The organism is uncultured Chitinophaga sp., from assembly GCF_937874145.1.
In the GTDB taxonomy this organism is placed as follows: Bacteria; Bacteroidota; Bacteroidia; order Chitinophagales; family Chitinophagaceae; genus Chitinophaga.
Window position 1 is genome coordinate 1 of record NZ_CALNBI010000063.1, and the last position, 12228, is coordinate 12228.

Here is a 12228-nt window from a genome sequence, read left to right on the forward strand (position 1 = left end):
TCAGCATAGAAACCCCCTGATCGATGCTCCGCGGAAGAAGAAAAAACTTTCGACGGGCGCGATTGTCGGTATCGCGGCTTCGGTGATCGTTCACGCCCTGGCAGGTCTGTACCTGTACAAGGCGAAGTTCGAAATCCAGCCGTTCGATTACGTCGATGAAGCCGTCGATGTGGAGTTGATCGAGATCGCGGCACCGCCGCCTCCGCCCATACGAATGCGCATTTCGCGGTTCCGGATGGAAAAACCATTGGCGCCCATGCTGGCGAAGCTGTCGTAAATCTTGAATTGCAACGCGTCGATTACCGTAAGGATGCTCACGAGTGCCATGATCCCGAAAGCGATCACCGTCACGGTAAGGCCCGCCCGGAGGCGGTTGGCGCTCACGGAGCGCAGGGCGAGGGAGAAAATATCTTTTGTACGCATAACGACCGTTGACTAAAGTTAACGGTTTTCTCTCATCTGTGGGACTATACTCCTACACATTTGCCATAAAAAAACGGCAAGACCAGTTGGCCTTGCCGTTCCCTACAATATCATTTTTCCTTTACAGGTACTGGAGGAGCAGGTTGGGGAAGATACCCAGCACGATCACGATGGCCGCGGCAACTACCAGCAGGGCTTTAAAGCCCGGGGTAACGCCCTGTGCATCAGCCTCGCCCGGTTTGAAGTACATGGCGATGATCACGCGGAAATAGTAGTAGGCGCTCACGGCGGCGCAAAGCACACCGATGATCACCAGCCACAACAGATCTCCCTGTTGTATAGCCGCGCTCAGCACAAAGTATTTCGCGAAGAAGCCGGCCGTCAGCGGGATACCCGCCAGCGAGAAAAGGAATATAGCGCACACCACGGCTACGAGCGGTTGCCTGCGGGCAAGACCGTTGAATCCGTCGAATGTGTAGTCGTTCAGTTTGAGCAGGATCGCGAACACCCCGATGGTGGCTACGCTGTAAGCAGCGGAATACAGGATGAGGCCCTGATTGGCCATTTCGTTGTGCGAAACGATGGCGAACAGCATGAAGCCGGCCTGCGCGATACTGGAGTAGGCAAGCATGCGCTTCACGCTTTGCTGGAACACGGCCGTCAGGTTACCGATGATGAGGGTGGCGGCGGTGATGATCGCGATGATCAGCTGCCAGTGGCCGCTCACGTTACCTCCGGAGAAGCTTACGTGGAACAGGCGCATGAAAGCGATGAAGCTGGCGGCTTTCACGATGGTGGCCATGAAGGCGGTGAACACGGTGGGAGAACCATCGTACACGTCAGGCGTCCAGAAGTGGAAGGGAGCGGCGGATACTTTAAATGCCAGGGAGAAGCCCAGCAGGGTGATGCCGCACAGTGCCAGGGGGCTCAGTTCCCCGGTGCCAAGGCCCATCTCGCGGATGTCGAAAGTACCGGTAGCGCCGTATACCAGGGCGATCCCCATGAGGAGGATACCTGTGGTGAAAGAGCCCATCAGGAAGTATTTCAGCGAAGCCTCGTTGCTTTTCAGGTTCTTTTTATCCGCGCCCGCCAGGATGTACTGCGGGATGGAAATGATCTCGATCGCGAGGAACAGCATCAGCAGGTTGCTGTACGCGCCCGTGAGCATGATACCGGCCAGGATGAAGAAGATCAGCGCGAAGTAATCGGCCACATCCTCGCCCACCTTTTCGAAAGAACTGCCGCACAGCAGGAAGTAAAGCGCCGTGGAGGCGATGGCTACGGCGTTGAACAACACGGAGAAGGAACTAACTTCCACCATGCCGTGCAGCACACCGTATCCGCTCTGCGCGTCGAGCAGGTTGGCGATGAAGGCGAGCACCGTGCCGGCGATCGCAACATATTTGATATACTGCCTCTGTTTGACAACCAGTCCCACGAACATCAGAATAATACCAAATACAGCAGTCGTAATTAATGCGTTCATATCTTAACGTTACAGAATCATTTATTAAATCAACGTCCGGTCAGCGCGGCTACGGTGTTTTGGATACCGGAACCGGAAACGAGTTCCAGCAGCGGTTTCGGATAAAAGCCCAGCACAAAGATCATGGCGGTGATGCACACCAGCGCCAGCATCTCGCCGCCTTTCAAGTCGGTGGTGGCGGACGTCAGCGCATTGGCTTCGCCGAACAGCACTTTCTGCAGCATCCGCAGCATGTACACGGCCGCCAGGATGATGGCGATCGCGGAAACGGCGGCGAACCAAACGTTGTGCTGGAACAGCCCGCTGAACATCAGGAATTCGCCGATGAAGCCGTTGGTCAGCGGCAGGGCGATATTGGCAAGACTGATGATCACCAGCAGGATCGAAAGTTTAGGCGCTACGGCGGCGATGCCACCGAGCTGTTGCATGTTTTTGGTGCCGAGGCGCTGCTCGATCACTTCGATGATGATCCAGAGGCCGATAATGTTGATGCCGTGGTTGAACATTTGCACCTGCACGCCGGCAAGGCTTTGTTCGTTATTGGCGAAGATCGCGGCGCTCATCAGCCCGATGTGGGCGATGGAGGAATAAGCGATCAGTTTCTTCAGGTCGGATTGCATGATGGCGATGCAGCTGGCGTAGATGATACCGATCACGCTGAGGAGGATGGCGGCTTCCTGCCACATGTATGCACCCTGGGGTAGCACCGGCATGAGCCAGCGCATCACGCCGAACAGGCCCATCTTCACCATGATACCGCTCAGCACCATGGTAACGGCGGTGGGCGATTGCTCGTAGGTGTCGGGCTGCCAGGTGTGGAAGGGGAAAACCGGCATCTTGATGGCGAACGCCACGAAGAAGAGCCAGAACAACCAGCTTTGCTCGCTGTTGCTGAGGCTCAGGCTGGTAAAGGCCTGCCAGCTGAAAGAGCCTTCGGTCTGGAAATAGATATAAATAATGCCGACCAGCATAAGCAGGGAACCGGCGAAAGTGTACACGAAGAATTTGAACGTCACCGGGATGGCTTTCTCGCCGCCCCACATGGAGCAGAGGAAATACACCGGGATAAGGGCCAGCTCCCAGAACACGTAGAACAGCAGCGCGTCGTAAGCGAGGAACACACCGAGCATGCCCGCCTGCGAAAGCAGCATCAGGCCGTAGAAGGCGCCCGCTTTTTCATAGTTGCGGCTGAATACGGTAATAAAGATGAGCGGGAAGGAAATCGTGGTGAGCAGCACGAGCATGAGGCTCAGGCCGTCGAGCCCAAAGTTCAGCTGGCTGTTCAGCTGCGGGATCCATTCGGCGGTGAAGCTGAGGGCTTCGGGAGCCGTCCGGAATTGGGACCATGCGGCCAGGGCAACGGCCAGCGTGGCCAGCGAGGATATCAGGCTGAGTACTTTGGCGCCGCGGCCGCTGAGTCCGAATGTAATCAGGCCCGTCACCAAAGGAATCAATATGAGTAATACTGTCAACATATCTTTTTCTTAATCCGCTATCGATTTATAAAAACAAACTGATCACAAACAATACGATCATACCAATCACCATGGCGAAGATGTAGAATCCTACCTGGCCGTTCTGCAACAGCCTGGCGCGGCCTCCGCCCCATTTCACCGCCGAGCCCACGCCGTTCACGAGGGCGTCGATGCCGGAGCGCTCCACCACGTCCTGGAAGAATCTGCTCAGGACCATGAGGGGCTTCACGATGATGGCGTCGTATATTTCATCTACGTACCATTTATTTTCCAGCACTTTGGCTAAGCCGGTGGTCGGCTCGCCATTGTCGGTATAGTTGGCGAATTTGCTGCGCGCCCACAGGATCATCACGATCACCAGGCCGGTGCTGAGCCCCATCAGTCCCCATTCGAGGCTGTGGCTCAGGTGATGCTCGTGCAGGAAAGGCACGGAAGGCGCGAAAATCGGGCTGAGGTATTCCGCCAGGAGGTTCGGCATCCCGAATACCACGGGCATCCCCACATAACCACCGATCACCGACAGGATGGCCAGGATGATCAGCGGGAAGGTAATGGCCGCCGGGCTTTCGTGGAGATGATGCTCCTGCTCGTGCGTACCGCGGAATTTACCCGTGAAAGTGATGTAGTACAGGCGGAACATGTAGAACGCCGTCATCAGCGCACCGATCAGGGCGAGACCATAAATCACCGGGCTGTAACCGAAGGCGTGGGCCAGGATTTCATCTTTGGAGAAGAAACCGCTCAGTCCCGGGATTCCTGCAATCGCCAGGCATCCGATCAGGAAGGTGATGTTGGTGATGGGCATCCATTTCTTCAGGCCGCCCATCTTACGAATGTCCTGCTCCCCGCCCATGGCGTGGATCACGGAACCCGAACCGAGGAACAGCAGGGCTTTAAAGAAAGCGTGCGTCATCACGTGGAAAACGGCGGCGGTATAAGCGCCAACGCCCAGCGCGATGAACATGTATCCGAGCTGGCTCACGGTGGAGTAAGCCAGTACTTTTTTGATGTCGTTTTGTTTCAGTGCGATGGAAGCTGCGAGCAGCGCCGTTGCCAGGCCCACGAGCGTCACGATCGTCTGGATATGCGGGGCCAGGGTATAAATCACGTTGCTGCGGGCCACCATATAGATACCGGCGGTCACCATCGTGGCCGCGTGGATAAGGGCGGAAGCGGGGGTAGGACCGGCCATTGCATCGGGGAGCCAGGTGTACAGGGGAATCTGTGCAGATTTACCCATGGCGCCGATGAAGAGCAACATGGCGATGGCGAAAAGCACGCCGCTGTTGGTACCCATGGCAGCGGCCTGGGGCAGCACTTCGGAGAAGGTCACGGAACCGAACTGCTGGATGAGCAGGAAGATGCCGAGCAGGAAACCGAAGTCGCCGATGCGGTTCATGATGAAAGCCTTATTGGCGGCCTTATTGTATTCGATATTCCTGAACCAGAAGCCGATGAGCAGGTAGGAACAGAGGCCCACGCCTTCCCAACCGATGAACATCATCACATAGTTGGAGCCGAGCACGAGGATGAGCATGGAGAACACGAAGAGGTTGAGGTACGCGAAGTAGCGCGCAAAACCTTCGTTGGACTCGTCATGCATATAAGAGGTGGAGTAGATGTGGATCAGGGAGCCCACACCGGTAATGATCAGGAGGAACAAAGCGCTCAGCTGGTCTACCTGGAAGGCGAAGGGAATGTGCAGGCTGCCTACGCTGATGAAATCGAACAGCGTCACCACCTGCGGCGTAAAGCCGGGCGTGCGCACTTCGAAGAAGATGAGCAGGCTGATCACGAAAGCAGCTACTACGCTGCCGCTGCCCACGAAGCCGGTAAGCGGCTTGGATAAATACCTCCTGCCCAATCCATTGATCAGGAAACCTAACAACGGTAAAAACGGTACCAGCCAAACAAGATGTATCATCGATCTATACTATTTTTTAATCCTAGTTTTTCAGTCTGCTGAGAATGTTGATATCTACGGAGTGCGTATTCCGGTACATCATCACGATGATGGCGAGGCCAACGGACACTTCCGCGGCGGCCACTACCATGACGAAGAACACAAAGAGCTGCGCGGAGGCGGCGTCGATGCGGCCGGCGTCGACCCACATTTTGGAGAAAGCCACCAGCAGCAGGTTCACTGCGTTGAGCATGAGCTCGATGCACATGAAGATGATGATGGCGTTCCTGCGCATCAGTACGCCCATGATGCCGATGCAGAAAAGGGCGATGCTGAGAAAGATGTAGTATTGAACAGGCATTTTGAAAACTTTTTATTTCTTACCGATCACTACGGCGCCTACCATCGCGCTGAGGAACAGCACGCTGCTCAGTTCGAAAGGCACCACGTAAGAGGTGAACAATGTTTTACCAAGATTTTCCACCAGGCCGATCTCCGTGTTGCCGCCGCCCTGGATGGCAGGGAGGCTCGCGTCGCGGAGAGCGGCTACCAGCACCAGCAGCAGCGCGCCGCCGGAAATGGCGCCGGCGTATTTCAGCCAGTTGCGTTTCTGCGGCTCGATGTCGGCGTTGAGGTTCATCATCATCAGTACGAAAAGGAACAGTACCATGATGGCGCCGGTATAAACGATCAGGTGAACAACGAACAGGAACTGTGCGTTCAGCATGATGTAATGGCCCGCGATGGCGACGAAGCAGGTGATCATGCAAAGCACGCTGTTCACGGGGTTCTTGCTCAGGATCACGCCCAATGCCGCGGCGATGGCGATCGCAGACAGCACTGTAAAGATTATCATATCGATTCCCATTGCCTTATTGGTTGTTTTCTTTGATTTGTTTTTGAGGATGGGGGATCAGCATGTCGTCCTTTCCATAAATAAACCCTTTGCGCTGGTAATTGGCCGGCGCGAAAGTTTCGGACATGTAAACCGCCTGTTTCGGGCAGGCCTCTTCACAGAACCCGCAGAAAATGCAACGCAGCATGTTGATCTCGTATCGCGCGGCGTATTTCTCCTCGCGGTACAGGTGCTCCTCGCCCGGCAGGCGCTCGGCCGCTTCCATGGTAATGGCTTCGGCAGGACAGGCAACCGCGCACAATCCGCACGCCGTGCAGCGCTCGCGGCCTTCCTCGTCGCGGTTCAGGATGTGCAGGCCGCGGAACACGGGGCTGAAAGGACGGGTTTCTTCGGGAAAGTTCACCGTGGCTTTCTTCTTAAAAAGGTGCTTCAGGGTAATTCCCATACCCTTCGCTATCGCAGGCAGGTAGAGTTTCTCCGCAAAAGTCATGGGCCTCCTGTCTACCGGCTTCGCCCTGTTGGTTAAAGATTGCATATGATGAGTTTCTTCAGTTTAAAAATTAAAACCGTTCTGGCGGAAAAGTACCACGGCGCCGGTGATGAGCATATTCAGCAATGCCAGCGGGATCAATACTTTCCATCCGAGTTTCATGAGCTGGTCGTAGCGGAAGCGCGGGATCGTCCAGCGCACCCACATGAACAGGAATATGAAGAACAGCGTTTTGATAAATAATGCGCCGATTCCCAGCACCGTCAGCAGGTTGCCGTCGATGCCCAGCGAATCCATGTACGGGAAGGCGTAGCCGCCGAAGTACAGGGTGGCCATCAGTACAGAGCTGATGAACATGTTGATGTACTCGGCAAACAGGTAGAAGCCCAGTTTCATGGACGAGTATTCCAGGTGGTAACCGCCGTTCAGCTCGTTTTCCGCTTCCGGAAGGTCGAAGGGCGTACGGTTACATTCCGCGAAGGCGCAGATGAGGAAGATGAGGAAACCGATGGGCTGGAGAACAACGAACCAGAGGCCGTCGCGCTGCTGCTCCACGATGTCTTTCAGGCTAAGGGAGCCGCTGAGCATGAAAAGCGCGATCAGCGCCAGGCCCATGGGCAGCTCGTAGGAGATCACCTGCGAAGCACCGCGGCAGGCGGCCAGCAGGGAGAATTTGTTGTTGGATGCCCAACCGCCGATCATGATGCCGTACACGCCCATGCCTACAACCGCCATGATCCAGAGCACACCGATGTTGATGTCGGCGATCTGCAGGCTTACTTCACGGCCGCCGATGGTGAGGCTGTCGCCCCAGGGGATCACGGCGCTGGTGAGGCAGGCGGTGAACATGGCGAGCGAAGGGCCCAGGATGAACAGGAAACGGTTGGCTTCCGCGGGGATGATTTCTTCTTTGAAGAACAGCTTACCACCATCCGCCAGGGGCTGCAGCAAACCAAAGGGGCCCGCGCGGTTGGGACCGCGGCGGTCCTGGATCCAGGCCGCCACTTTACGCTCGCCCCAGGTGCTGTACATCGCCACCACCAGGGAAATACCCAGCACTGCCGAAATCAGCAGCAGTTTCTCTATGAGGAAATACCAGTCGATTGTAAATTCCATATCTCGTTATTGTACGCCTTTATTCTTGGGAAAATCGGTTGAGTGCGCCGGACCTTCGATCTGGCTCAGGTCCACCTGCGGCATGTTCACCTCGCTCACCGTGTGGATGTCCATCAGCAGTTTGGGCTGGCGGCCGTCCATCACTTTGGCTACGGTTTCCTGCGGTTTGTGAACGCCTACGTAGTGGCCGGCGGTGATTACGCTGTGGCGCGAAATCTTGCGGGGGCCTTCCACGATCCAGTCTTTCACTTCTTTCTTCTCGAAACGGCAGGTATCGCAGATGAATCCTTCCACTTCGCCGTACTTGTCTTTCCGTGCGGTCACGCGGAAAATCTCGTCGCCGCGCATCCAGAGCACCGTTTTGCCGCAGCATTTCGGATCGCTGCATTCGCGGTGCGCGTCTACCGGCTTGAGGAACCATACGCGGTTTTTGAAACGGGCCGTACGGTCGGTGAGGGCGCCCACGGGACAAACGTCGATCACGTTACCGATGAAGTTGGTATGATCGAGGGATGCGCGCATGTAGGTGCTGATCTCGGAGGCGTCGCCGCGCTTCAGGATGCCGTGCTGGCGTTTGTTCGTGAGCTGGTCTGCCGTGAACACGCAGCGGTAGCAGAGGATGCAGCGCGTCATGTGCAGTTTGATATGTTCGCCGATGTCTTCCTTCTCGAAAGTGCGGCGTTTGAATTCGTAGCGGGTGCCGGATACGCCGTGCTCGTAGCTGAGGTCCTGCAGGTCGCACTCACCGGCCTGGTCGCACACGGGGCAATCGAGCGGGTGATTGATGAGGAGGAACTCCACAACGCCCTTGCGGGCTTCGAGCACTTCGGGGGAGGTGATATTGGCCACTTCCATCCCGTCCATCACGGTCGTGCGGCAGCTGGCCACCAGCTTGGGCATGGGGCGCGGGTCCGCTTCGGAGCCTTTCGTCACTTTCACGAGGCAGGTACGGCATTTGCCGCCGGAGCCTTCCAGCTTTGAATAATAGCACATGGCCGGGGGCACCACTTCGCCGCCGATGTTACGGGCAGCGTTGAGAATGGTTGTTCCCGGCTCCACCTCTACCGTGATATTATCGATCTTGACCTTGAATAATTTCTTTTCTTCCGCCATTATTAAAAAGTAAAAAAGAAGAATAATGTTGTTTCCTTATCAGACAGCGGCAGCTACCGGCAGCGGGTCTGCATAATGCGCCAGGCCGAAGTTGCGGCGCTGCGCCTCTTCGGGGTGCAGCACGTGCCATTCGAACTCGTCACGGAAGTGACGGATCGCGGCGGCCACCGGCCATGCGGCGGCGTCGCCGAGGGGGCAGATGGTGTTGCCTTCGATCTTGCGCTGGATGTCCCACAGCAGGTCGATGTCGCTCATTTTTCCTTTACCGTGCTCGATATTCTTGAGCACTTTCTCCATCCATCCGGTGCCTTCGCGGCAGGGGCTGCACTGTCCGCAGCTTTCGTGGTGGTAGAACCGGGCCAGCGAAAGGGTGTGGCGCACTACGCACTGGTCTTCGTCCAGCACGATGAAGCCGCCCGATCCCATCATGGTGCCGGTGGCGAATCCGCCGTCGTTGAGGCTTTCGTACGTCATCATCCTTTTTTCGCCTTTGGCTGTGGTAAGCAGCAGGTTGGCCGGAACGATGGGTACGGAAGAGCCGCCGGGGATGCAGGCTTTGAGGCGTTTCCCGTTGGGGATGCCGCCGCAGTATTCGTCGGAGTAAATGAATTCTTCTACGGAAATGTTCATCTCGATCTCGTACACACCGGGCTTGTTGAGGTTGCCGCAGGCGGAGATGAGCTTGGTGCCGGCGGATTTGCCGATACCGATTTTGGCGTATTCGTCGCCGCCGATGTTGATGATGGGAACGATGGCCGCGAGGGTCTCCACGTTGTTCACCACCGTCGGGCACTGGTAAAGCCCTTTCACGGCGGGGAACGGCGGCTTGATCCTCGGGGTGCCGCGCTTGCCTTCCAGCGATTCGATCAGGGCAGTTTCTTCACCGCAGATATAAGCACCCGCGCCGCGCTGCACGTAAATGTTCAGGTCGAACCCGGAACCCTGGATATTCTTGCCCAGCCAGCCATTCTTGTGCGCTTCGGCGATGGCTTCTTCGAGGATATCGGGGATCCAGGCGTATTCGCCGCGGATGTAGATGTAGGTGGTATTGGCGCCGAGGGCGAAGCTGGAGATCAGCAGGCCTTCGATCAGCAGGTGCGGGAGAAACTCCATGAGGTAACGGTCCTTGAAAGTACCCGGTTCGGATTCGTCCGCGTTGCAGACGAGGTAACGGGGCACTCCTTCCGGTTTGGCCAGGAAGCTCCATTTCAATCCTGTGGGGAAGCCCGCGCCGCCGCGGCCTCTCATGCCGCTTTTCTTCACTTCTTCCGTAACCTGATCCGGGCTCATGCTCTTCAGGGCCTTTTCAGCAGCGGCATAACCGCCGTTTTTCCGGTATACGTCGTAGTACCGGATGCCTTCTATATGCGCCTTGTCTAACAATAATTTACGTCCCATTGTCTCGCTTTATATAAGTTGTTGCCTTGGCAACGTGATGTTTATCTTTTGGTCAGCTTCCGTTCTTCCCTCCTCCCCCGTTGCGTCGCACACTTCGGCGGCAGGAAGCCGGTTCAGCCTTTTAGTTGTTCGCCTGTGCGCGGCACTCCGCGATGATCTGGTCCACCTTTTCTTTGGTGAGGTGTTCTTTGTAGAACTTGCCCAGCTGCATCATCGGCGCGTAACCGCAGGCGCCGAGGCATTCCACGGTTTTGAGGGTAAACAGCCCGTCCGGCGTGGTTTCCCCGATTTTTATGCCCAGCTTTTCCTTAATATAATGAATAATGTCGTCGGATCCGCGGAGCATGCAGGGCCCCGTCTGGCATACCTCGAACAGGTATTTGCCCACGGGCTGCAGGTTGAACATCGAATAGAAGGTAGCCACTTCATACACTTCGATCGGCTCGATGCTGAGCAGGCCCGCCACATAATCCATCGTGTCGGCACTGAGCCATCCGCCGAAAGATTCCTGCGCCAGGTGCAGCACCGGGATCAGGGCGCTCTTCTGCTTCCCATCCGGGTAGCGGGCGATGATCTCTTTTACTTTATTCAGCTTCTCTTCAGAAAATTGAACGGCCATTTCTGTCTGTCTTTATATGTTATTGTCAAAATTTCCCCCCGCCGTTTCTCTTTGCGGTTCATAGGAGGGAATATATGCCAGCAGGGCCCGCGGGGGCCCTGCCAAATTCTTTACGCGTCGAGTTCGCCTGCGATCAGGTTGAGGGATGACAAACAAATGATGGCATCGCTCAGCATGGCGCCCTTCACCATTTCCGGGTAGGCCTGGTAATAGATGAAGCAGGGCCTGCGGAAATGCAAACGGTAAGGAGAGCGGCCGCCGTCGGAAATGAGATAGAATCCCAGTTCGCCGTTGGCGCCTTCCACCGGGTTGTACACTTCGCCGGGCAGGATATCGGTTTCGCCCATCACGATCTTGAAGTGATAGATGAGCGCTTCCATTTTGGTATACACGTCTTCTTTATCAGGCAGGTAGTACGCCGGCACATCGGCATGGAACACGTCGGACGGGAGGTCTTTCAGTTTGTCCATCGCCTGCTGGATGATGCTGAGGCTCTGCCACATTTCCGCGTTGCGCACCAGGAAGCGGTCGTAAGTATCGCCGGTGGTGCCTACGGGAATGCTGAATTCGAAATCTTCGTAAGAGCTGTACGGAGCCGCCACGCGAACGTCGTAATCTACGCCTGCAGCGCGGAGGTTGGGGCCGGTGAATCCGTAATTCAGGGCGCGTTCTGCCGTGATGGCGCCTACACCCTGGGTACGTTCCATGAAGATGCGGTTGCGGGTAAAGAGGTTTTCGAACTCTTTCAGCACAGCCGGGTATTCGTCGAGGAACTTCTGAATTTTAGTGAAAGCCGTTTCGGTGAAGTTTCTTTCGAAACCGCCGACGCGGCCGATATTGGTAGTGAGGCGTGAGCCGCAGATTTCTTCGTAGATCTCATACACCAGCTCACGGTACTGCATTACATAGAGGAAGCCGGTGAATGCGCCGGAGTCTACCCCGATTACGGAGTTGCAGATCAGGTGGTCGGTGATGCGGGCCAGCTCCATGATGATCACGCGGAGGTAATCCACGCGCTTGGGGGTTTTGATCCCCAGGAGCTTCTCCACGGTGAGGTGCCAGCCGATGTTGTTGATGGGAGCCGAGCAATAGTTGAGCCGGTCCGTCAGCGGGGTGATCTGGTAATACGGTTTGCGTTCCGCGATTTTTTCGAATGCGCGGTGAATATAACCAACGGTAGGTGTCGCGGAAACGATGCGCTCGCCATCCAGTTCCAGGATGTTCTGGAAAACGCCGTGGGTGGCGGGGTGGGTAGGACCCAGGTTGAGCGTGTTGGTCTGCTTCTCTATCGAGCCTTCCGGTAATTGTATATGGTGATCAGACATATCCTGAATTGCTAAAAGTTAAAC

At 56.2% G+C, this 12228-nt stretch carries 12 protein-coding genes; all 12 read right to left on the reverse strand.

The window, feature by feature from the left end; all coding sequences use genetic code 11:
• Window positions 1-147: 147 nt before the first annotated feature.
• The 12 genes from Q0510_RS02820 to Q0510_RS02875 all read right to left on the reverse strand — a co-directional run bounded on the left by Q0510_RS02820 (window position 148) and on the right by Q0510_RS02875 (window position 12204).
• Window positions 148-423 (reverse strand): hypothetical protein, encoded by a 276-nt coding sequence (locus Q0510_RS02820; RefSeq protein WP_298708038.1) that lies wholly within the window; start codon window positions 421-423, stop codon window positions 148-150.
• Between the two features lie 121 nt (window positions 424-544).
• On the reverse strand, window positions 545-1909 hold the full coding sequence (locus Q0510_RS02825; RefSeq protein ID WP_298708040.1) for an NADH-quinone oxidoreductase subunit N: 1365 nt from the start codon (window positions 1907-1909) through the stop codon (window positions 545-547).
• A gap of 29 nt (window positions 1910-1938) precedes the next feature.
• Window positions 1939-3384, reverse strand: coding sequence for a NuoM family protein (locus tag Q0510_RS02830; RefSeq protein WP_298708042.1), 1446 nt, complete (start codon window positions 3382-3384; stop codon window positions 1939-1941).
• A gap of 25 nt (window positions 3385-3409) precedes the next feature.
• Window positions 3410-5308: an NADH-quinone oxidoreductase subunit L gene (nuoL, locus tag Q0510_RS02835; RefSeq protein WP_298708044.1), complete on the reverse strand. Its 1899-nt coding sequence runs from the start codon at window positions 5306-5308 to the stop codon at window positions 3410-3412.
• A 22-nt stretch (window positions 5309-5330) separates the two neighbouring features.
• Window positions 5331-5648 (reverse strand): NADH-quinone oxidoreductase subunit NuoK, encoded by a 318-nt coding sequence (nuoK, locus tag Q0510_RS02840; protein WP_126249360.1) that lies wholly within the window; start codon window positions 5646-5648, stop codon window positions 5331-5333.
• Window positions 5649-5660: 12 nt separating this feature from the next.
• The gene (locus tag Q0510_RS02845; protein WP_298708050.1) at window positions 5661-6143 is read right to left on the reverse strand and encodes an NADH-quinone oxidoreductase subunit J; all 483 of its coding nucleotides are present in this window, start codon (window positions 6141-6143) and stop codon (window positions 5661-5663) included.
• Window positions 6144-6159: 16 nt separating this feature from the next.
• A complete protein-coding gene (nuoI, locus tag Q0510_RS02850) occupies window positions 6160-6678 on the reverse strand; it encodes an NADH-quinone oxidoreductase subunit NuoI (RefSeq protein WP_298708051.1) in 519 nt (172 codons plus the stop codon).
• Between the two features lie 18 nt (window positions 6679-6696).
• The gene (gene nuoH, locus Q0510_RS02855) at window positions 6697-7749 is read right to left on the reverse strand and encodes an NADH-quinone oxidoreductase subunit NuoH (protein WP_298708053.1); all 1053 of its coding nucleotides are present in this window, start codon (window positions 7747-7749) and stop codon (window positions 6697-6699) included.
• 6 nt (window positions 7750-7755) lie between these two features.
• Window positions 7756-8862: a 2Fe-2S iron-sulfur cluster-binding protein gene (locus Q0510_RS02860; RefSeq protein WP_298708055.1), complete on the reverse strand. Its 1107-nt coding sequence runs from the start codon at window positions 8860-8862 to the stop codon at window positions 7756-7758.
• A gap of 39 nt (window positions 8863-8901) precedes the next feature.
• The gene (nuoF, locus tag Q0510_RS02865) at window positions 8902-10260 is read right to left on the reverse strand and encodes an NADH-quinone oxidoreductase subunit NuoF (RefSeq protein ID WP_298708056.1); all 1359 of its coding nucleotides are present in this window, start codon (window positions 10258-10260) and stop codon (window positions 8902-8904) included.
• Between the two features lie 121 nt (window positions 10261-10381).
• Window positions 10382-10879 (reverse strand): NAD(P)H-dependent oxidoreductase subunit E, encoded by a 498-nt coding sequence (locus tag Q0510_RS02870; RefSeq protein WP_298708058.1) that lies wholly within the window; start codon window positions 10877-10879, stop codon window positions 10382-10384.
• A 110-nt stretch (window positions 10880-10989) separates the two neighbouring features.
• The gene (locus Q0510_RS02875) at window positions 10990-12204 is read right to left on the reverse strand and encodes an NADH-quinone oxidoreductase subunit D (protein WP_298708060.1); all 1215 of its coding nucleotides are present in this window, start codon (window positions 12202-12204) and stop codon (window positions 10990-10992) included.
• Window positions 12205-12228 lie beyond the last annotated feature (24 nt).